This is a genomic window from Marilutibacter penaei, assembly GCF_014145395.1.
GTDB classification, from domain to species: domain Bacteria; phylum Pseudomonadota; class Gammaproteobacteria; order Xanthomonadales; family Xanthomonadaceae; genus Marilutibacter; species Marilutibacter penaei.
Genome location: NZ_JACHTE010000001.1, coordinates 277,835 through 297,819 on the forward strand (window position 1 = coordinate 277,835; position 19,985 = coordinate 297,819).

General features: G+C 70.7%; 17 protein-coding genes and 1 pseudogene. 8 read left to right on the plus strand and 10 right to left on the minus strand.

The features are described 5' to 3' along the window. Positions 1-4: 4 nt before the first annotated feature. The 4 genes from H4F99_RS01205 to lexA are packed head-to-tail and all read right to left on the minus strand — an operon-like array spanning position 5 to position 5,908. Entirely contained in the window at positions 5-3,250 is a 3,246-nt protein-coding gene (locus tag H4F99_RS01205) for an error-prone DNA polymerase (RefSeq protein ID WP_182667884.1), read from the minus strand. Next, positions 3,247-4,665, minus strand: coding sequence for a Y-family DNA polymerase (locus H4F99_RS01210; protein ID WP_182667885.1), 1,419 nt, complete (start codon positions 4,663-4,665; stop codon positions 3,247-3,249). The genes H4F99_RS01205 and H4F99_RS01210 overlap by 4 nt, the downstream gene beginning before the upstream one ends. A gap of 9 nt (positions 4,666-4,674) precedes the next feature. Further along, the gene (gene imuA, locus H4F99_RS01215) at positions 4,675-5,298 is read right to left on the minus strand and encodes a translesion DNA synthesis-associated protein ImuA (protein WP_182667886.1); all 624 of its coding nucleotides are present in this window, start codon (positions 5,296-5,298) and stop codon (positions 4,675-4,677) included. A gap of 1 nt (position 5,299) precedes the next feature. Then, positions 5,300-5,908, minus strand: coding sequence for a transcriptional repressor LexA (gene lexA, locus H4F99_RS01220; RefSeq protein WP_425487978.1), 609 nt, complete (start codon positions 5,906-5,908; stop codon positions 5,300-5,302). A 114-nt stretch (positions 5,909-6,022) separates the two neighbouring features. On the opposite strand from lexA, the gene H4F99_RS01225 reads away from it, so the two are divergent. After that, a complete protein-coding gene (locus H4F99_RS01225) occupies positions 6,023-6,415 on the plus strand; it encodes a hypothetical protein (RefSeq protein ID WP_182667888.1) in 393 nt (130 codons plus the stop codon). A 186-nt stretch (positions 6,416-6,601) separates the two neighbouring features. Next, complete coding sequence (locus H4F99_RS01230) at positions 6,602-8,731, plus strand: catalase (protein ID WP_182667889.1); 2,130 nt, start codon at positions 6,602-6,604, stop codon at positions 8,729-8,731. Between the two features lie 41 nt (positions 8,732-8,772). On the opposite strand, the gene H4F99_RS01235 is transcribed toward H4F99_RS01230, so the two are convergent. Continuing rightward, positions 8,773-9,327, minus strand: a complete 555-nt coding sequence (locus H4F99_RS01235) for a DUF1453 domain-containing protein (RefSeq protein WP_182667890.1) — start codon at positions 9,325-9,327, stop codon at positions 8,773-8,775. Positions 9,328-9,370: 43 nt separating this feature from the next. Next, positions 9,371-9,859 carry a YciI family protein gene (locus H4F99_RS01240; protein ID WP_220480981.1) on the minus strand — a complete coding sequence of 163 codons (489 nt, stop codon included), beginning with the start codon at positions 9,857-9,859 and terminating at the stop codon, positions 9,371-9,373. A gap of 143 nt (positions 9,860-10,002) precedes the next feature. On the opposite strand from H4F99_RS01240, the gene H4F99_RS01245 reads away from it, so the two are divergent. After that, complete coding sequence (locus H4F99_RS01245; protein ID WP_182667891.1) at positions 10,003-10,461, plus strand: hypothetical protein; 459 nt, start codon at positions 10,003-10,005, stop codon at positions 10,459-10,461. Between the two features lie 15 nt (positions 10,462-10,476). Here the strand turns inward: H4F99_RS01245 and H4F99_RS01250 are convergent, their stop codons facing one another. The 4 genes from H4F99_RS01250 to H4F99_RS01265 form a co-directional block, all read right to left on the minus strand. Continuing rightward, on the minus strand, positions 10,477-10,920 hold the full coding sequence (locus H4F99_RS01250) for a cupin domain-containing protein (RefSeq protein ID WP_182667892.1): 444 nt from the start codon (positions 10,918-10,920) through the stop codon (positions 10,477-10,479). Between the two features lie 401 nt (positions 10,921-11,321). After that, a complete protein-coding gene (locus H4F99_RS01255; RefSeq protein WP_182667893.1) occupies positions 11,322-12,152 on the minus strand; it encodes a TSCPD domain-containing protein in 831 nt (276 codons plus the stop codon). An 89-nt stretch (positions 12,153-12,241) separates the two neighbouring features. After that, the gene (locus H4F99_RS01260; RefSeq protein WP_182667894.1) at positions 12,242-12,916 is read right to left on the minus strand and encodes a hypothetical protein; all 675 of its coding nucleotides are present in this window, start codon (positions 12,914-12,916) and stop codon (positions 12,242-12,244) included. A 264-nt stretch (positions 12,917-13,180) separates the two neighbouring features. Beyond that, positions 13,181-15,328 (minus strand): adenosylcobalamin-dependent ribonucleoside-diphosphate reductase, encoded by a 2,148-nt coding sequence (locus H4F99_RS01265; RefSeq protein ID WP_182667895.1) that lies wholly within the window; start codon positions 15,326-15,328, stop codon positions 13,181-13,183. 669 nt (positions 15,329-15,997) lie between these two features. Here H4F99_RS01265 and H4F99_RS01270 point away from each other — a divergent pair. From H4F99_RS01270 to H4F99_RS01290, 5 genes and pseudogenes are all read left to right on the plus strand, one after another. Beyond that, complete coding sequence (locus H4F99_RS01270) at positions 15,998-17,434, plus strand: trypsin-like peptidase domain-containing protein (RefSeq protein ID WP_182667896.1); 1,437 nt, start codon at positions 15,998-16,000, stop codon at positions 17,432-17,434. A 21-nt stretch (positions 17,435-17,455) separates the two neighbouring features. Further along, positions 17,456-17,815, plus strand: coding sequence for a hypothetical protein (locus H4F99_RS01275; RefSeq protein WP_182667897.1), 360 nt, complete (start codon positions 17,456-17,458; stop codon positions 17,813-17,815). 120 nt (positions 17,816-17,935) lie between these two features. Then, positions 17,936-18,394: pseudogene (locus H4F99_RS01280) on the plus strand (phage holin family protein); the annotation flags it as partial. A gap of 105 nt (positions 18,395-18,499) precedes the next feature. Continuing rightward, a complete protein-coding gene (locus H4F99_RS01285; protein WP_182667898.1) occupies positions 18,500-18,877 on the plus strand; it encodes a hypothetical protein in 378 nt (125 codons plus the stop codon). After that, positions 18,874-19,974, plus strand: coding sequence for an AI-2E family transporter (locus H4F99_RS01290; RefSeq protein WP_182667899.1), 1,101 nt, complete (start codon positions 18,874-18,876; stop codon positions 19,972-19,974). The genes H4F99_RS01285 and H4F99_RS01290 overlap by 4 nt, the downstream gene beginning before the upstream one ends. Positions 19,975-19,985 lie beyond the last annotated feature (11 nt).

Sequence of the window (19,985 nt, forward strand, 5' to 3'; positions counted from 1 at the left end):
CGCCTCAACGGAAATCGCGCGAGGCCGCCGGCAGTTCGCCGAGCAGGTGACTGAGGTCCTGCAGGTCGCGCGCGATCAGGTGGCGCACGTCGTCCACCTGCTCCCAGCGACCGCGCACGGCGAGCAGGCGCGCGCCCAGCAAGGCCTTGCGCCGCCGCTGCGCGACATCCGGCCAGACCACCACGTTGACCATGCCGTGCTCGTCCTCGAGGGTGACGAAGATCGTGCCCTTGGCGGTGGCCGGGCGCTGGCGCTGGGTGACCAGGCCGGCGGCATGCGCGCCGCGCCCGTGCGGCAGCGCATGCAGCTGGCGTGAGTCCTGCACGCGCAAGGGCCGCAGGCGGTCGCGCAGCAGGGCCAGCGGATGCGCGCCGAGGGTCAGGCCGAGGCTGCGGTAGTCCGACAGCAGGTCCTCGCCGACGCCGGGCGCGGGCAGGTGCACGGCGTCTTCGTCCGGACTGCCCGGCAGCAGCGGGCGCCTCCGTTCGATGCCGGCGACCTGCCAGCGCGCGTCGTGGCGGTGGCCGGCCAGCGAGGCCAGCGCGCCCGCTTCGACCAGCGCGTGGCGGGCCTTCGCGTCCAGGCCCGCGCGCAGGCAGAGGTCGCGGACGTCCTTGAACGGCGCCGCGCGACGCGCTTCGACCACCGCCCGCCCCATCGCTTCGGGCAAGCCCTCCACCTGGCGCAGGCCCAGGCGCAGCGCCGGCTGGCCGCCGTCGTCCACGCCGCTGCGCGGGCGCCCGCCTTCCAGCGTGTTGTCCCAGTCGCTGTGGACCACGTCGACTGGCCGCACCTCCACGCCGACGCGCCCCCCATGCCCGCGCCGTGCGTCCTGCACGATCTGGCTGGCCGCATAGAAGCCCATCGGCTGGGCGTTGAGCAGGGCACAGGCGAAGGCGGCCGGCTCGTGGCGCTTCAACCAGGCGCTGGCATAGACCAGCTTGGCGAACGAGGCCGCGTGGCTCTGCGGGAAACCATAGGAACCGAAGCCCTTGATCTGCTCGAAGATCTGGTCGATGAAGGCGGAGGCATAGCCCTTGCCCTCCATCAGCCCACGGATCTTCTGGCGGTGCGGCTCCATGTCGCCACCGCGCTTCCAGGCCGCCATCGAGCGGCGCAGGCCGTCGGCCTGGTCGGCGTCGTAACCGGCGTGCATCACCAGTTCCATGACCTGTTCCTGGAACAGCGGGATGCCCAGGGTGCTGCCGAGGATCTGCTTCACCCCTTCGGAGGGATAGTCCACCGCTTCCCGGCCCATGCGCCGGCGCAGGTAGGGGTGCACCATGCCGCCCTGGATCGGCCCGGGACGCACGATGGCGACCTGCACCACGAGGTCGTGGAAGGTCCGCGGACGCAGGCGCGGCAGCATGCTCATCTGCGCGCGCGACTCGACCTGGAACACGCCGACGGTATCGGCGGCCTGCAGCATCGCGTAGGTGGTCGGGTCGCCTGGCGGGATGCGCGCGATGTCGAAGTCGAAGCCCCGGTGCCGTCCGACCAGGTCGGCGGCCTTGCGGATGCAGGTCAGCATGCCCAGCGCCAGGCAGTCGACCTTGAGCATGCCCATGGTCTCCAGGTCGTCCTTGTCCCACTGGATGATGGTGCGGTCGGGCATGGCCGCGTTCTCCACCGGCACCACCGTCGACAGCGACGCATCGGCGATCACGAAGCCGCCGACGTGCTGCGAGAGATGCCGCGGCTTGCCTTCCAGCATCCCGGCCAGGGCCAGCACCCGGGCCACCAGCGGGTTGTCCGGGTCGAAGCCGGCATCGGCCAGCCGCTCGCGCATCGGCGTGCCGCCATTGCCCCAGCCGAAACAGCCGGCCAGCAGCGCGATCTGGTCCGGCGGCAGGCCGAACACGCGGGCGACGTCGCGCACTGCGCTCTTGCCGCGGTAGCGGATCACGGTGGCCGCGAGCGCCGCGCGGGTGCGCCCGTACTTGCCATAGACGTACTGGATCACTTCCTCGCGGCGCTCGTGCTCGAAGTCCACGTCGATGTCCGGCGGCTCGTCGCGCGCGCGTGACAGGAAGCGGGCGATCAGCAGGCGGGTCTCGGCGGGGTCGACCGCGGTGATGCCCAGCGCGAAGCACACCGCCGAGTTCGCCGAGGAACCGCGCCCCTGGCAGAGGATGCCGCGCGAGTCGGCGAAGCGGACGATGTCATCGACGGTGAGGAAGAAAGCTTCGTAGCCCAGCTCGGCGATCAGGGCCAGTTCCTGCTCGATCTGCGCGGCCACCGCCGGGGGCGTGCCGCCGGGCCAGCGCCGGCGCATGCCCGCCTCGGTCAGCGCCCGCAGCCAGGAGGCCGGGGTATGGCCGTCGGGCACCAGTTCGGCGGGGTAGTCGTAGCGGACATCGCGCCTGAGCTCGAAGGTGCAGCGCCGCGCCAGCGCGGCAGCGGCTTCCAGCAGCGGCGCGGTATGGATGTTGGCGAGTGCCCGGCGCGTGCGCAGGTGGCGTTCGCCGTTGCGGAACAGGCGCGCGCCGCATTCCGCCAGCGGCAGGTTGTGGCGGATCGCGGTCATGGTGTCCTGAAGCACGCGGCGGCGGCGCACGTCCATGTGCGCGTCGCCGCTGGCCAGCACCGGCAGGTCCAGCGCATCGGCCAGCTCGAGGAGCTGGCGCAGGCGTTCGGCGTCGTCGCGGTCGCGGTGCAGTTCCACCGCGAGGTGCGCGCGCGCGCCGAACACGCCACGCAGCCAGCGCCCCTGTCCAGCCTCGGGCCGGGCACCGGGGATCCACAGCGCAAACAGGCCGCGTCCGCCTTCCGTGACGACCCGTTCCATGTCCGCGCGCGACAGGCGGTAGCGGCCCTTGCCCGCGGCGCGGCGCGCGACCGTGACCAGCTCGCACAGGCGGACGTAACCGTCGCGGTCCTCCACCAGCAGCACGCACTTCAGGCCGCAGGCCAGGGTGAACTCGCTGCCGACCACCAGCTTCACCCCGCTGGCACGGGCGGCCTCCCAGGCGCGGACGATGCCGGCCAGCGAGCACTCGTCGGTGATCGCCAGCGCCTCGTAACCGCAATGCCGCGCGCGCTCGAACAGGGCCTCGGCGTCGGCCGCGCCACGCAGGAAGGAAAAGTCGGACAGACAGTGCAGCTCGGCATAGGCCGGCAGGTCATCGTCGCGCAGCGCGTCCTCGTTGGCCGCACGGGCGGCCAGGCGCCGGGCGACCTCCCAGGCCCGCGGCGGCCGGCCACCGGGGGTTTCGCGATCGACGCCACCGACGGCCTCGTCCCAGCTCATGCAAACCACCCGTGCAGCATCCAGCCCTCGCGCTCGCCCGGCGGCGCGAACGCCCAGGCGCGCTGGCCCGCCACGGTCTCCAGCAGGTAGTAGTCGCGGCGTGCGTCGGCGCCGTCCCACCAGCCACTTTCAAGCCGCTCGGGACCGGCCAGCAGGCGCGGCCGTGGATCGCGCAGGGGGATCGGCCGCGGCAGCAGCCACATCGGCCGTGGCGGGCGCGCGGGGGCGCCGTCGACTGCCGTGGCATCGCCCTCCATGCGGCGCCAGGCGCGTTCGGGGCGCGGGTCGTCGGCCGGCGCTACCCGGTACACCGCCTCGTCGCCGAGACGCGCGCGCAGGCGCTCGCGCAGTTGCGGCCACGGCAAGCGTTGCTGGTCGCGGCCGTCGAACAGGTCGCGGCTGGCCGGCACGAAGGGCGGCAGTTCGCGCGCCAGCAGGCGCAGGGCGACCACCGGCCGGTCGATGGCGACGCGCTCCAGCCGGTTGCGGGTCAGCTCGAACAGCAGGGCCGGCTCACGCTCCGGCGACAGCAGGCCGACCTCGACATCGCGATGCCCGCGTTCGTGCTCCAGCCGCAGCACGAAACGCTGCACCCCGCCGTCGCGCACCGACAGGTAGGTGCACAGGTCGCCCAGCAGCCGGCGCAGGGGGAACAGCAGGGCGACATGCGACTCGACCTCGTGGCCCAGTTCCACCCGGGCATCGAAGTGGTCCGGCGGCGCGTGCCAGTCCAGCGGATCGTCGGCCTGGCCGTACAGCCGGTCGAGGTGCTCCAGCAGGGGCAGGCCGAAGCGCCGGCGCAGCGCATCGCGCGGCAGCGCGCGCACGCCGCGCAGGTCGCGGATGCCCATCCGGTGCAGGCGCATGCCGCTGTCCCCGGGCAGGCACGCGCGACGCACCGGGACGCGGTCGAGCACCGTGGCCATCGCCGCCGGCTGGTCCACCGCCAGGCCGTCGCGCAGGCCGGCGAACACATGCGCGGCGCGTGGGGTCGGTGCCAGCGCGATGCGGTGCTGGAAGCCCAGCGCGTCCAGCTCGGCGCGCAGCCGGGCTTCGATCCGTGGCCACGGCCCCAGCAGGCGGAAGCTGGCGCGCACCTCGAGCACCAGGCAGCCCGGCCACTGCGCACTGACCAGCGAGCTGTAACGGTAGGCCCAGGCGGCAAGGAAACGCTGCCAGCGCAGCGCGTCGCGCGGGTCATCCTCGGCGAGGGCGAGCCCGGGCAGCAGGGCATGGGCCGCGACCAGGCGCATGCCGGGCCGCAGCCCCGCCCCGGCCGCGGCCGCATTCACCGCCGACAGGCTGCGCAACTGGGCCGGCCCGCCGACCAGCGCCAGCGGCGCGCCGGGATCCGGGCAACGGCGGAGGACGGCGTCCAGCGCCAGCTGCGGCAGCAGTACACAGGCCCACAACATGCGCGCGCCTCAACATGCCCCGAGCCGGAACGCGCGCGCCGGCGCCGGTCCGCCGCGGCACTTGCGCACCTGCCAGGCGATGCCCGCGTCGCCGCGCACCGCCTCCAGCCGCAAGGCGGCCGGCGAAGGGTTGCCGGCATGGCGATGGTCGCGGAAGGCGAAGGCGAACGTCGCCCCGCTGTCGGCAGCCACCTGCAGGCGCCGCAGGGCCTGCGGGGTGGCCCGTTCCGGCCAGCCCAGCACCGCGGCGCAGGCACCGCTGCGCAGGCATTGCTCGAAGGCCCACAGCGCATCGGCCGGCCCGGCCTCGACGACCTGCAGCCCGGCCAGGTCAACGCCCGCCGCCTGCCAGGCCGGTGCATAGGGCAGGTAGGGCGGCGCGACCAGCGCCACCGTGCCACCGGCCGCGGTGAGCCGCGAAAGCGTCGGCACCAGCAGGGCCAGCTCGCCCACGCCATCGGCCGGCAGCAGCAGTTCGGTCAACGCAGCGCGCGGCCAGCCGCCCTGCGGCAGCAGGGCATCCAGCGCCGCGTGCCCGGTCGGTTCGCCATCGGCACCGCCCGCGGCCAGGCGTCCGGCGTGCCACAGCGTGCGCGCGGCCAGCATATCCTCGAGGGCCACCACCGCCGCCATCTCAGCCCCGCCGCACCAGGCCGCAGAACAGGCCTTCGATGGCGAAGTCCTGGCCGGCCCGTACCTCGATCGGCGCATGCGCCGGGTTGCGCGGCAGCAGGCGGATGCGCCGCGCGCCGCGCTGCAGCCGCTTGATCGTCAGCTCGCCGTCCACCCGCGCCACCACGGTCTGGCCGTCGCGCGCCTCCGGCGTGCGGTGCACGCCGACCAGGTCGCCGTCGAGGATGCCGTCGTCGACCATCGAATCGCCCTCCACCTGCAGCAGGTAGTTGGGGCGCAGCGAGAACATCCGCGGGTCGAGCCACAGCTGCCGGTCCAGGCCGATGTCGGCGCCGACCGGCGGGCCGGCCGCGACCCGCCCCAGCACCGCCAGCGGCAGCAGCCCTGCCGCGCCCCCCGGCAGGCGCAGGCCGCGCATGCGTCCGCGCACCTGCTCCAGCAGGCCATCCGCCACCAGCGCCTGCACGTGCTTCCGTGCGGCATTGCGCGAGGCGAAGCCGAAGGCGGCGGCCACCTCGGCCAGGCTCGGCGAGCGCCCTGCCATCAGCTCGCCACGCAGGAAGGCCAGCACGGCGGCCCGCTGCGGCGGAAGGGAGTCGTCGTCATTCATGGTGTACATTTGTACACCTTCGCGTCTCGCAAGGCGAGACCGTCCGTCACGCCATCCGCACGCCGCCGTCATCCCGGGGGCGCACACTGGAGCCTCCCGCCCGGTATGCCCGCCATGGCCATCCGCCGTTCGACCGCGCGCAGCGCGCGGCTGCTCACCGACACCGGCCTCGCCTCCGGCGAGGTCATCGCCCGGCGGCTGGCCGGCTTCGCCACCCCCGGCGCGTCCGGCTCCGCGCGCCAGCAGCGCGAGGCCACCCGCATGGTCACCGAGAAGGTCCAGGCGGGCATCGAGGGCGCCAGTGCGGCCGGCCTGGCCCTCACCTTCCTGCCCATGCGGGCTTGGGCCGCCTTCGCCGACCCCCGGGCGCTGACGCCGGCCGGCTATGCCACCGCCTGCGGCCGCGTCGCCTCGTTGTGGATGGAGGTCGGCCAGACCGCCCTCACCCCGGCCCGCCACAAGGCGGTCGCCAACCGGCGGCGGCTCGCGCGTCAACGGACCCGCTGATACGCAACACGCACGGCCATCGACCGTCCGCATCGTCCCCGGCATATCGAGCAATGCCGTCGATGATCGACGCGACATGGCGTTGACGGTCCTGAATCTCCGCTATGCAGGGGTGCACTCCCTGCTCGCGGCCTTCACGAAAGCGCCGCAAGACTGGGTTCCTGCCCTCGCCCCGCAGGAGACCCCATGGCCACCCCCCGCAAGTCGACTTCGAAGCGCCAGCCCTCGTCCGAGCGCTCCACCCCGACACCGACTCCCCGCTCCGGCACGGACGCCCTGTCCCGCGGCCGCGGCGGCGAGCCCCAGCACCAGGCCGGGGGCGACCACCCGGTGATGACCACCGCGCAGGGGATCCCGGTGCCCGACAACCAGAACTCGCTGCGCCCTTCCCCGCGCGGGCCGACGCTGCTGGAGGACTTCATCCTCCGCGAGAAGATCACCCACTTCGACCACGAGCGCATCCCCGAGCGCATCGTCCATGCACGCGGCAGCGCGGCGCATGGTTATTTCGAGCTGACCCGCTCGCTGTCGAAGCACACCACCGCCAAGGTCCTCACCGAGAAGGGCAAGCGCACCCCGGTGTTCTGCCGGTTCTCCACCGTCGCCGGAGGCGCCGGATCAGTCGACACCCCGCGCGACGTGCGTGGCTTCGCGGTGAAGTTCTACACCGACGAAGGCAACTGGGACCTGGTCGGCAACAACATCCCGGTGTTCTTCATCCAGGACGCGATGAAGTTCCCGGACCTCATCCACGCAGTGAAGATGGAACCCGACCGCGGCTGGCCGCAGGCCGGCAGCGCGCACGACACGTTCTGGGACTTCGTCTCGCAGATGCCGGAAAGCCTGCACATGGTGACCTGGGCGATGAGCGACCGGGCGATCCCGCGCAGCCTGCGGATGATCGAGGGTTTCGGCATCCATACCTTCCGCCTGGTCGATGCCGACGGGAACTCGACCTTCGTCAAGTTCCACTGGCGGCCGAAGCTGGGCCTGCAGTCCACGCTGTGGGACGAGGCCCTGAAGCTGCAGGCGGCCGACAACGACTTCCACCGCCGCGACCTGTGGGAAGCGATCGACCGCGGCGATTTCCCGGAGTGGGAGCTGGCGGTGCAGCTGTTCACCGAAGAGGACGCCGAGCGCTTCCCCTTCGACCACCTCGACCCGACCAAGCTGATCCCCGAGGAACTCGTGCCGCTGACGGTGATCGGCCGCATGGTGCTCGACCGCAACCCCGACAACGTGTTCGCCGAGACCGAGCAGGTCGCCTACTGCCCGGCCAACATCGTGCCCGGCATCGACTTCTCGAACGACCCGCTACTGCAGGGCCGGCTGTTCTCCTACCTGGATACCCAGCTCAAGCGCCTGGGCGGGCCCAACTTCCACCAGATCCCGGTGAATGCACCCAAGTGTCCGTTCGCCCACCACCAGCGCGACGGCCACATGCAGATGGAGGTGCCGAAGGGACGCGTGGCGTACGAACCGCAGACACTCGACCCCGAGGGACCGCGTGCCAGCGCGGCGCGCGGATTCCGTTCCTTCGCCGAACGCGTGGAGGACGATGGCCGCAAGGGCCGCGTGCGCGCCGGCAGTTTCGCCGACCACTACAGCCAGGCGCGGATGTTCTACCGCAGCCAGAGTGCGATCGAGCAGCAGCACATCGCCGATGCGCTGACCTTCGAACTGTCGAAGGTGGGCACGCCGCACGTGCGCGAAGCGGTGGTCGGCCACCTGCGGCACGTGGACGAGGACCTCGCACAGCAGGTCGCCGACGGGCTGGGGCTGGACGCACTGCCCATGGCGCCGGCGCCGGCCGCGCCGGTGCTCGACCTGGCCCCCTCCCCCGCGCTGCGCATCATCGAGCGCATGAAGGACACGCTGAAGGGTCGCTCGGTGGCGATCCTCGTCGCCGAGGGCAGCGACGGCACGCAGCTCAAGGCGTTGAAGCGCGGCGTGGAGAAGGCCGGCGCGCACGTCACCGTCGTCGCGCCGAAGCTGCGCATCCGCCTGGCCGACGGCAAGCCGCTGGATGCCGATGCGCAGCTGGCCGGCACGCCGTCGGTGATGTTCGATGCCGTCGCCAGCGTGCTCGACCCGGACGAAGCCGCGAAGCTGGCCAGGGACCCCGGCGCGGTCGACTGGTTCCGCGACGCCTTCCATCACTTCAAGGCCATCGCCGCGTGCGGTGGCACCCGCAAGCACCTGTTCGCCGCGGCGCGGATCAAGGCCGATGCCGGCGTGTTCGAACCAGAGAATGTCGGCGCCTTCGTCGAAGGCGCGAAGGGCCGGTTCTGGAAGCGCGGCGCCAAGCCGCGTTGAGCGCGACGCCGGCGCGCTGAGCGGACCTAGCGGAACTGGAACTAAGGGAGCGGTCGCCGCGCATGGAAGCGCCGGTGCCGCCCCCACAGGCCCCAGGCAAAGGCGGTCGCGTAGCCCAGCAGCAGGCCACCGACCGCCCACAGCCCACCGCCCTGCACGAACAGTTGCCAGCCCCCCGCCTCCACGGCCGTGCCCGACGCGCGCTGCCAGGCCCACCACATGCCGAGCGCGATACGCAGCACCACGAGGGCGGTCAAGGCGAGCACCAGCCATCGGTTCGGCGTGTAGTACAGGTGCCGGTCACCGCGTTCGAACCGGGCCAGCCACAGCCCGATGATCCCCACGCCGACCCCCGCGACCAGCCCGATGCCGGCATCACGCAGCGCCTCCGCGCTCCAGAACGTGCCCAGCCACGCCGCCAGCAGGAAGAGCGGCACCGAGCCCAGCAGCGCCCACGCATTGAGCGCCACCAGCCAGCCCATCGTCCGTCGCCGCGCACGTCCCGCGCGATAGCGCTGCCACAGGGACAGGGGCAGCAACAGCAGGAACAGCACCGCAAACAGCAGCACCAGCAGCGGGATCAACAGCAGCGGCATGCGGTCTCCCGGCGCCGGACGCGCCACTGGCTGCGCGGGCGCATCAGATGCCCTTGCGTGCGAGCTTGCCGTGCAGCTCGTTGACCGTCATCAGCGCCGCGGAACCGTAGTACGTGTGGTACTCGGCCACCATTTCGCCTTCGATGATCACCGGGTCGGTGGCGACCGCGGCCTTCGCGGCCTCGATGCCGTCCACCGCCAGGACGAACAGGCCCCGCCAGCCGTCGACACCGTCCAGCGGGCCGGCCAGCACCAGGGTGCCCGCCTCGGCCAGCCGCTGCATGTTGGCGAAGTGGCCACGGAACATCGCGTCGCGCTTCCCGCCTTCCGGCACGGGCGTCCCACTGCTCTTCAGGATCACGAGTACGTAGGAGCGCATGCCGTACTCATCGGCACCCAGCTTTTCCGCCAATGCGGCGTCATAGCCGGGCGGCGGCGCAGCATCGACTGACGCATCCGGCGCCTGCGCCCAGGCACCGCTCGCGGCGCAGGCCAGGCCGGCCGCCACCCCCATGCTCCACCATCGTTTCATCGTCGCAGGCTCCGCTCGGATCACGGTCCCATCCTACCCGGCGCGAGACGCAGATCACGCGCGGATCCCGGTCGAACGGGCGGTTTGGGCTAGCATGGCGCAGCGGGCCCCCGCCCGCCCCCGATACGCGCAAGGAGAGCCCCATGACGAAGTCCCCCTTCCTCGTTCCCGTCGCCTGCCTGTCCCTCGCGGTGTCCGTCGCACCGGCGCAGGAGATGGCCATCCGTTCCGGCGAAGTCACCGCCATCGTCCCGATCGAGGCGGAAGGACAACCGGCACCCCGTTCCAGCAGCAACTCCGCGACCAGCAGTGCGCTGGGCCGGGCCCTGGGCCGGGTGGCCGGCCGGACAGCGGCACGCGTTGCCGGCGACTATTCGTACGACGCCTACGACGTGGCGAGCAGCGCCACCCGCGATGCCACCGACAATGCCGCGCAGGCCGCCGCCACGCCCGCGCCGGGAACGGCCTACATGGTGATGATCCGCTTCGAGGACGGCAGCGAGTCCGCGATCCAGACCGACGACGCCAGCGGCCTCGCGGTCGGCGGACGCGTCAAGGTGCTCGGCAGCGGCAGTTCGGCCCGCCTCGTTCCCGGCGGCTGAGCGGCCGGCGTTGCGTCAGGGCTGCGGGCCGGCGGGCAGTTCCGCTGGCTGCAGCCAGTCGCCGTAGCGATCGACGATTTCAATCATGCGCGGCTGGAAACCGGCATCGCCACGCTGCACGGTGCGCGCCAACTCCACGCGGTCGGTGAAGAAGGCCTCGAACCCGCCCGGTGACAGCCATGCGAGCATCCGCACCGGCTGGCCATCGGCCGCGCCCTGGGCATGTGGCGTGCCTCGCGGCACGTGGACGAACGAACCCGGCGGCATGCGGTGGACGGTACCGGCCAGGTTGATCTCCAGCGTGCCTTCGAGGACGTAGAAACTTTCGTCCATGGAAGGGTGCATATGCGGTGGCGTGCGATAGCCCGGCATCTCCTTCAGTTCGACCACCGAGAAGTCACCGCCCGTCCGTGATCCGGGTACGAGCACGCGCAGCTCGCCGGCGTCGTAGGCCTGCATCGGCGCGTCAGCCGGAGTAATCGCGAGGGGCAGGGGTGCCGTCGCTGGCACGGATGCCGGCTCCGCGGCCCAGGCCGCCGTGAACGCAATGAGCGCGACAACTGAGATGCCAGAACACAGGGACACGCGCATGTGCTGCTCCTCGATGGCCGGGCGAGACACGCCGACGATACTGGCGAAACGTGCAGCCCTACCGGATGCGGCCAATACCCATGCCGCCGATACGCCGACACCGAGCTGCCACAAGATACGGTTGCCCGGCGGGACATCGCCCGATGCGGCAGCGGGGCACGTCCAAGGGCAAGCCCGACGCACCTCGAGGTGCCCTCATTCGAGACGACGGTCGACCATGAAAAAAGCCAGGCAATGCCTGGCTTTTCAACGTGCAGCCGCGAGGGCCCTCAACCGCACTTGCTGTAGCCGCAGTTCAGGCAGGTCGCACAACCGTCCATGATCACCAGCGCCTTCGTGCTGCATTTGTGGCACATCGTGGCCGAGGGCGGGAAGGACACACCGCCGTCGCCGGTGACTTCGACGTCCTCTTCGCGGCGCTCGGCGCGCACGCGCGGCTCTGGGAACAGCTCGCCGCTGCGGTCGTCGCGCGGGGGCAGTTCGCTTACGTCAGAGTTTTTTTTTGAGTCGAGGGCGGCGTAGGCGGCGCGCTTCTCGGCGATCAGGCTGCGCTGGGCCTCGCTCAGCTCGGGGTCCTTGATCATGCCGATGGACTTCAGGTGGTCCTCGACGATGCTGCCCAGTTCGGCGACCAGCGAGGGCATGTACACGCCACCGGCCTTGAAGTAGCCGCCGCGCGGGTCGAACACGGCCTTCATCTCCTCGACCAGGAACGTCACGTCGCCGCCCTTGCGGAACACCGCGGACATGATGCGGGTCAGCGCGACGATCCACTGGAAGTGGTCCATGTTCTTCGAGTTTATGAAGATCTCGAAGGGACGGCGGTGTTCGTGTTCGCTGCCGGCGTTGAGCACGATGTCGTTGATCGTGACGTACAGCGCGTGCTCGAACAGCGGCGTCTTGAGCTTGTAGGTGGAACCGACCAGGGTCTCGGGGCGCTCGATGCGCTCGTGCATCTGGATGACGTTGTCGGACTGGGCTTCCGCTTCGGCGGTCTCCCGGCGCACGGCCTCGGCCTTGGCTGCTTCCGCCTGCCTGGCCTTGTCCTCCGGGGTGACGACGCTGTAGCCCTTGATTTTCTTGTCGATCTTGACCGTCATCGGTCCAACTCCTGCGGTGGTGCGTGCTGCTCTATGTTCCGGAACCCCCTCCCCCACCTGCGGGGGAGGGGTACGGCTCGGGGCATTGCTTACTTCTTTTTCGCGGCCTTCTTCGCGGCCTTCTTTGCCGGCGCCTTCTTCGCGACGGCCTTCTTCGCGGCGGCCTTCCTGGCGGGCGCCTTCTTCACGGCCTTGCCGGCCGTCTTCTTCGGTGCGGCTTTCTTGACGGCCTTCTTTGCCGCGGACTTGCGGGCCGTCTTCTTCGCGGCCTTCTTCGCCGTGGCTTTCTTCACGGCTTTCTTCACGGCTTTCTTCGCGGCGGACTTCTTCACGGCCTTCTTCGCCGTCGCCTTCTTGACGGCCTTCTTCGCAGCCGCCTTCTTCGCGGTCTTTTTCGCCGTCTTCCTGGCCGCGGCCTTCTTCACGGCCTTCTTTGCCGGCTTCTTCTTCGCGGTGGCTTTCTTGCCGACGCCCTGTGCCTTCAGGGCCGCAGCCTCCTTCTTGGCGCTCGCGCTGGCGCCGGCCAGCTTCGTCTTCGCCTTCTTGACCGCCGACTTGGTGGCCTTGCGTGCCTTCGCTGCGCCGTCGCCCGCCGCCTTGCCCGCGGACGCGGCGCTCTGCTGGGCTTTCTTGCGGGCGCGGGCGGCGGCCTTGCGGACCGACTTCACGACGTCTTCGGCCTTGTGCGAGACGGTGCTGCCGGCGCTCGACGCGGCCTCCGCCATCTGCGACAGGGTTGCGGTTACTCCATTGCCGTTGCTCATGTGCCCTCCTCACGGGCGTTTCGTCTGGTGCCTGGAAACACGTCAAACAACTGCGTCGATACTGCGTGGAGCACCGGGTCGCGGCGCGGGCCGGGGCCGGGTTCCGAGGGCGATGCTATACCTGCCGTGGATGCAATCAAGCTGCGCGCGGACGGGCGGTGGAGGCAGGTGGCGGACGCCCTGTGGCCGCCACCCCGGGGCGTAACGGCCGCCCCCGCCTTCGGGCACCGGGCGAACCGCAGCAGCTGCGGTTCGCGACGGGGCTCAGAACTTGCCGTAATAGCCCTCCTTGAGGGCGTCGAACAGGTTGGCGGCGGTGTGCATCTCGCCGTCGTACTCGATCTGTTCGTTGCCCTTGACCTCCACCACCTGCCCATCGTCCAGCTCGAAGCGATAGAGGGTGTTCTCGAGGTCGGCCTCCTTCACCAGCACGCCCTGGAAGGCCGCCGGGTTGAAACGGAAGGTGGTGCACCCCTTGAGGCCCTGCTTGTGGGCGTAGGTGTAGATGTCCTTGAAGTCCTCGTACGGGTAGTCCGTCGGGACGTTCGCGGTCTTGGAGATCGAGCTGTCGACCCACTTCTGCGCCGCGGCCTGCACGTCCACGTGCGCCTTCGGGGTGATGTCGTCGGCGGCGATGAAGTAGTCGGGGAGCTTCGCTTCGGCGTCCTCGCTGAACGGCATCGCCTTCGGGTTGACCAGCTCACGGTAGGCGAGCAGCTCGAACGAGAAGACGTCGACCTTCTCCTTCGACTTCTTGCCCTCGCGGATCACGTTGCGGCTGTAGTGGTGCGCGAACGAGGGCTCGATGCCGTTGGAGGCGTTGTTGGCCAGCGACAGCGAGATCGTGCCGGTCGGCGCGATCGAGCTGTGGTGGGTGAAGCGGCAGCCGACCTCGGCCAGCTCGTCGACCAGCTTCGGCGCGGCCTCGGCGACGCGCTGCATGTAGCGGCTGTAGCGCGCGTGCAGCACCCGGCCCGGGATCTGCTTCCCGACCTTCCAGCCGTCCTTCACCATCTCCGGGCGCTTGCGCAGCATCTCGGCGGTGACTTCGAAGTTCTCGACCATGATCGGCGCCGGTCCCTTCTCGCGCGCCAGCTCCAGGCCCATCTCCCAGCCGGCGACCGCCATTTCCTTCGCGATGCGCTCGGTGAACTCGCAGGAGTCGGCCTCGCCGTACTTCATGCGCAGCATGGTCAGGGTGCTGCCCAGGCCGAGGAAGCCCATGCCATGGCGGCGCTTGCGCATGATCTCGTCGCGCTGCTGCTGCAAGGGCAGGCCGTTGATCTCGACGACGTTGTCGAGCATCCGGGTGAAGACGCGGACGACCTCCTTGTATTCCTCCCAGTCGAACTCGGCCTTGTCGGTGAACGCGTTGCGGACGAACTTGGTCAGGTTGACCGAGCCCAGCAGGCAGGCGCCGTAGGGCGGCAGCGGCTGCTCGCCGCAGGGGTTGGTCGCGCGGATGGTCTCGCACCACCAGTTGTTGTTCATCTCGTTGACGCGGTCGATCAGGATGAAGCCCGGCTCGGCGTAGTCGTACGTCGAGACCATGATCATGTCCCACAGGTGCCGCGCGCGGATGTGCCCGTAGACCTTGCAGGCGACCAGACCGTCGTCGCGGACGATGTAGTTGCGGTGGGTCGGCCAGTCGCGCCAGACCACCTGCGACGCGTCGTCGAGGTCGAGCTCGGTCTTTTCCTTCTTGCTGAGCGGGAACACCAGCGGCCAGTCGGCATCCTGGTCGACGGCCTCCATGAAGCCGTCGGTGATCAGCAGCGACAGGTTGAACTGGCGCAGGCGGCCGTCCTCGCGCTTGGCGCGGATGAAGTCCTTCACGTCCGGGTGGGACACGTCGAAGGTGCCCATCTGCGCGCCGCGGCGGCCACCGGCCGAGGACACGGTGAAGCACATCTTGTCGTAGATATCCATGAAGGACATCGGGCCGGAGGTATACGCGCCGGCGCCGGCCACGAAGGCACCCTTCGGGCGCAACGTGCTGAACTCGTAGCCGATGCCGCAGCCCGCCTTCAGGGTCAGGCCGGCCTCGTGGACCTTGTCGAGGATCCCGTCCATCGAGTCCTGGATGGTCCCGGACACGGTGCAGTTGATCGTGCTGGTGGCCGGCTTGTGCTCCAGCGCACCGGCGTTGGACGTGATGCGGCCGGCGGGGATCGCCCCGCGGCGCAGCGCCCACACGAAACGCTCGTACCAGTACTTCTGCTTCTCGGTGTCCGGCTCGGCATCGGCCAGCGCGCGCGCCACCCGCTGGTAGGTCGCATCGATGTCCGCGTCCACCGCCTCGCCCGTCTTGGTCTTCAGCCGGTACTTCTTGTCCCAGATGTCCAGGGACGCAGGCTGCAACTGGATGTCCCTTGCCGCCGGCTTGACTGCCTCGAGGCGCACCGTACTCATGCTGTTCCTGTCTCCTCGCTCGGGCCCGGCCATGCCGTGCCTCCAGGGTTCTTGTGTCAAATCATTTCGGAGTGGTTCCCGGCGCCGCCTGCGGTCGGGAATTCCGGGGCCGAGGCCCCCGGCGGCAACGTCGTCGGGAACCGACGCGCATGCCCGCAGCTGCGGAAACCGCGCCACGGACGATCCTGTTGTGCGACCGGCTGGAACCGGGTCAATGCTTTCACGCGCCACACCCCCATGCGGGCGTCGAGCCAACCCAGGCCTCGGTGTCGGGCGGCACCCGGGCGGCACCCGGGCAGAACCCTGGACTGTAAAACCCTAGGCTTGGGCTCCCGCGGCCTTCACAACCACAAGATGTTGTGTCGCCGCGGGGGTCCAAACTACGCGCCGGGGGATGGGGTGTCAACGCCTTTTTCCCGGATGCACGCCGCGCATGCCCCGTCCCCCGACAGGGGTGGCCCCGGCCCATTCGAACGCCAGGAACGTGACACATGCACGGTAGGCGCTTCGACGTCGTCACTCCAGGCCCGGCCGGGACTTCATGGCGCATTTATAGCGACTGGGCGAGACTGGACCTGAACGAGGGCCCGGGGAACGCGTGTAGGGCCCACCCTTCCCATGCCGCACCCACGGCGTATGCCGTCGCGCGGTCCGCCACGCCCGGTTGCCATGTCCAACGCCGCCAAGACCCTGCTCGCCCTGACCCTGGCCGCTGCCTTCGGCGGATTTGCCGCCACCGCCCTGCGCGATGGCCTGCAACCGCCGGCCCAGGCCGCCCCGGCCGCATCGCCGGTCGCGCCGGCCACGACCGGCGCCCTGCCTGCCGTGGTCGACGGCCAGCCACTGCCCTCGCTCGCGCCGATGCTGTCCCGGGTGACCCCGGCGGTGGTCAGCGTCCATACCAAGCAGCGCGTGCGCACCAGCCCGTTCGGCAACGATCCGATCTTCCGTCGCATGTTCCCGGAGCTGAGCCAGGAGCGCATCAACGAGTCGCTGGGGTCCGGCGTGATCGTCGATGCCCGGCAGGGCTACATCCTGACCAACCACCACGTGATCGAAGGCGCGGACGAGGTCGCGGTGACGCTGTCCGACGGCCGCACGGTCCCGGCGAGTTTCGTCGGATCGGACCCCGACACCGACGTCGCGCTGATGCAGGTGAGCGCGGACGGCCTGCAGGCGTTGCGGCTGGCCTCGATGGACCGGCTGCAGGTGGGCGACTTCGTGGTCGCGGTCGGCAACCCGTTCGGGATCGGCCAGACCGTCACCTCGGGCATCGTCTCGGCGGTGGGCCGATCAGGCCTGCGCGGCCTCGGCTACCAGAACTTCATCCAGACCGACGCGTCGATCAATCCCGGCAACTCCGGCGGCGCACTGGTCAACCTGGATGGCGAACTGGTCGGCATCAATACCGCCAGTTTCAACCCGCGCGGAAGCATGGCCGGCAACATCGGCCTGAGTTTCGCCATCCCGATCGGCCTGGCCCGCAACATCATGGACCAGCTGATCGCGAACGACGGCGTGGTGATCCGTGGGGCCCTGGGGGTGGAGACGCAGGCGCTGACGCCGCAACTGGCCGACGGCCTGGGCATCGATGAGGCCCGGGGCGCGGTGGTGACGCGGGTGTTCCGCGACTCCGGCGCCGCGCAGGCCGGCCTGCAGGTGGGCGACGTGATCGTGTCCGCCAACGGCGAGCGCATCGACGACCCGGACGCCCTGCGCAATTTCGAGGGCCTCCAGCCAGTGGGCGAACAGGTGACCCTGGACGTGCGCCGCAAGGCGCGCAGCCTGCAGCTCACCGTTCCCCTGCAGGCGCAGCCGCGCGCCATTGCGGGCGGCGACCTCGACGATCGCCTCGACGGGGCCACCTTCGCGGAACTGCCGGCCCGCCTGCGCCAGAGCGGCGCCAACGGCGTCCTGGTCGAGTCCGTGGAGGAGGGCAGCCGCGCGGCCGGCAGCGGCCTGCGGGCCGGCGACGTGGTGGTGGCCGCCAACAGCGGCCGCTTCGACGACCTGGCCGGCTTCCGCACGGGCTTCACACAGGCTCCGGCACAGTTGGTGCTCCGCATCGTGCGCGGTGGACGCCCGTACAACGCATTGATGCGCTGACCCCACCCAAGAGGAATTTCCATGAGCCCGACCTCCACTGAATCGATGAAGTCTCACCTCGGCGAAGCCGGCACCCATGCCAAGGCCGCCGCCAGCCACACGGCCGAGGCCATGCGGGGCGCGACCGGCGCCGCCGCCGACGAGCTGCGCCTGGGCAAGGCCAACGTGAAGGCCGACCTCGCCGATGGCGCGCTGGCCGGGCTGGCCGCCGCGGAGGACCTGAGCGGCGCGGCGAAGGAACAGATGGACGCGCTGATGGACAAGAGCCGCGACCTGGTCGACAGCGCCGCCGAGCTGGTGCGCGAGCGCCCGCTGGCCTCGTTCGCGGTCGCCTTCGCGGCGGGCTTCGTGATCGCCAAGCTGGCCCGTGGCAGCAAGTAAGCCTTGATGCAGCCGGTTCCCCCGAAAGCGACCCCGTCGGTCGACAAGGGGCTGTCCGAGGCGGAGCGCGAGGCACTCAAGGCCCGGGTGCGCGAACGCGAGGCCCGGCAGTCCGAACGCCTGCGCGAACAGGCCGCCCAACCGGACGAGGACGCCGTACCGCCCGACCTGCTCGAAGCCCTGCAACAGCTGGGGGCGACCGGGCGGGCGGGCCTGGTGGCGGCGCTGGACGCGACCCGTGCGTTCCGTTCGCTGCTGTCCGCCGACTTCTCCCTGGCCCGCAGCGCGCTTGGACGGACGCTCGCCTTCACCGGCGTGGCGATCGCCTTCGGTGCCTCATCCTGGCTGCTGCTGATGGCGGTGGTGATCTCGGTGCTCAACCGCCAGTTCGGCATGGGCCTGACCGCGGCCGTGCTCACCACCGCGCTCGCCAGTTGCCTGGTCACCTGGTTCGCCGGCTGGCAGGCGATGCGCTACTTCGAGCACACCCGCATGCAGGCCACGCGACGCCAGCTGGCCCGGCTGGGCATCGGTGAACTCGCCGACTTCATGCCCACCGCGGACTCGGCCGAGTCCGCCCGGCAGACCGCCCGCCACCCGCCCCGCGACGCCAACGGCCAGCCGCCGAAGGACGAGCGCGGCGTGGAAGTGACGCCGCCCTGAGCCGGCCAACACGGAGCCGCGATGAGTTTCGACCAGCTGATCAAGAAAGTGCACCAGGCCGAGGACGCGGTGGAAGCGCATGAGCGCGCGTTCAGCGCCGACATGCGGCAGATGAAGCGATCCTGGCGGGCGATGTGGACCCCGGGCCGCCTCATCGTGGCGGGCCTGGTCAGCGGGTTCGCGGTCGGCAAGGCCCAGCCGCTGAGCGTGGCCGCCCGCAGTGGTGGACTGCTGCGCCTGGTGTCGGTCGCCTCCACCCTGTTCGCCGGCACCGGCGCACGCCAGGCCGCGGACGATGCCGAAGACGCCGCCGACATGGCCGCGCATGCCGCCCGGGCGAGCGACGCGGCCACGGCAACCGCCGCCACCGCGGCGGCCGGTGACCCGCCCGTCCCATGAGCGACACGCCGCCGGCGCCGCCGTCCGCCCCCCCTGCCGACGTCACGCCGCCTCCCGCGCGGCCGCGCTCGTCCAGCGCGATGATCGTGCTGGCGACGCTGGCCGTCGCCTTCACCGCCTGGGCGGCGCAGGGCCTGATCCTGCCGATCCTGCTGGGCATGTTCTTCGCGCTGGTCGGCAACCCGATCCTGCGTGGCCTGCAGAAGCTGTGGATCCCGCGCTTCCTGGGCGCCTTGCTGATCGTCATCGGCGGGCTGGGGGCCACCGGCCTGCTGGCCCTGCAGTTGGCGGAGCCCGCCTCGGAGTGGATGCGCCAGGTGCCGCGCGAGATGCGCGACCTCGCGCCGAAGCTGCGCGAGCTGGCCAAGCCGGTCCAGGATGCCAACGAAGTGGCGGCGGACATCGCCCGGGCCGCGGGCGGCGACACAGGACGCGCGCCGCAGGTGGTCCGCACCGAGGTCAACGACCCTTACCGCTCCCTGACCGCCACCCCGAAGATGGCCGCGCAGGTGCTCGCGGTGATCCTGCTCACGCTGTTCTTCATGATCTACGGGGACCACCTGGTGCGCGGCGCGCTCGCGCTGCTGCCCGGCCGGCAGCAGAAGAAGGTCACGGTGGAGATTCTGCACTCGATCGAGCGGGCCATGTCCCGCTACGTGTTGACGATCACCCTCATCAACACCGCCATGGGGCTGGTGCTGGCAGGCGTGTTGTATGCCATCGGCGTGCCGCTCTCCGAAGCCCTGCTGTGGGGCACGATGGCGGCGATCCTCAATTTCGCGCCCTACGTCGGCCCGCTGATCGGCATGCTGGTGATGCTGCTGATGGGCTTCGTCGCGTTCGACGCACTCTGGCAGTCGCTGCTGCCGGCCGGGCTGTACCTCGCGATCCACACCATCGAGGGCCAGGTGATCACGCCGGTGGTGCTCGGCCAGCGGATGCGCCTGTCCCCGCTCGTGCTGGTGCTCGCCCTGATGGTCGCGGGCTGGATGTGGGGCATCGTCGGCCTGCTGCTGGCGGTACCGATCGTGGTCTGCGTCAAGCTGGTGCTGGAGCGCATCGAAGGGCTCGACGGCTGGGCCCGCCTGCTGGAGTAGCGGCTGCGCCG

Coding starts and splice junctions, on each gene's coding strand:
- H4F99_RS01205 (WP_182667884.1), bottom strand. CDS start 3,250: ATGAGCTGGGACGAGGCCGTCGGTGGCGTCGATCGCGAAACCCCCGGT.
- H4F99_RS01210 (WP_182667885.1), bottom strand. CDS start 4,665: ATGTTGTGGGCCTGTGTACTGCTGCCGCAGCTGGCGCTGGACGCCGTC.
- imuA (WP_182667886.1), bottom strand. CDS start 5,298: ATGGCGGCGGTGGTGGCCCTCGAGGATATGCTGGCCGCGCGCACGCTG.
- lexA (WP_425487978.1), bottom strand. CDS start 5,908: ATGAATGACGACGACTCCCTTCCGCCGCAGCGGGCCGCCGTGCTGGCC.
- H4F99_RS01225 (WP_182667888.1), top strand. CDS start 6,023: ATGGCCATCCGCCGTTCGACCGCGCGCAGCGCGCGGCTGCTCACCGAC.
- H4F99_RS01230 (WP_182667889.1), top strand. CDS start 6,602: ATGGCCACCCCCCGCAAGTCGACTTCGAAGCGCCAGCCCTCGTCCGAG.
- H4F99_RS01235 (WP_182667890.1), bottom strand. CDS start 9,327: ATGCCGCTGCTGTTGATCCCGCTGCTGGTGCTGCTGTTTGCGGTGCTG.
- H4F99_RS01240 (WP_220480981.1), bottom strand. CDS start 9,859: ATGAAACGATGGTGGAGCATGGGGGTGGCGGCCGGCCTGGCCTGCGCC.
- H4F99_RS01245 (WP_182667891.1), top strand. CDS start 10,003: ATGACGAAGTCCCCCTTCCTCGTTCCCGTCGCCTGCCTGTCCCTCGCG.
- H4F99_RS01250 (WP_182667892.1), bottom strand. CDS start 10,920: ATGCAGGCCTACGACGCCGGCGAGCTGCGCGTGCTCGTACCCGGATCA.
- H4F99_RS01255 (WP_182667893.1), bottom strand. CDS start 12,152: ATGACGGTCAAGATCGACAAGAAAATCAAGGGCTACAGCGTCGTCACC.
- H4F99_RS01260 (WP_182667894.1), bottom strand. CDS start 12,916: ATGAGCAACGGCAATGGAGTAACCGCAACCCTGTCGCAGATGGCGGAG.
- H4F99_RS01265 (WP_182667895.1), bottom strand. CDS start 15,328: ATGAGTACGGTGCGCCTCGAGGCAGTCAAGCCGGCGGCAAGGGACATC.
- H4F99_RS01270 (WP_182667896.1), top strand. CDS start 15,998: ATGTCCAACGCCGCCAAGACCCTGCTCGCCCTGACCCTGGCCGCTGCC.
- H4F99_RS01275 (WP_182667897.1), top strand. CDS start 17,456: ATGAGCCCGACCTCCACTGAATCGATGAAGTCTCACCTCGGCGAAGCC.
- H4F99_RS01285 (WP_182667898.1), top strand. CDS start 18,500: ATGAGTTTCGACCAGCTGATCAAGAAAGTGCACCAGGCCGAGGACGCG.
- H4F99_RS01290 (WP_182667899.1), top strand. CDS start 18,874: ATGAGCGACACGCCGCCGGCGCCGCCGTCCGCCCCCCCTGCCGACGTC.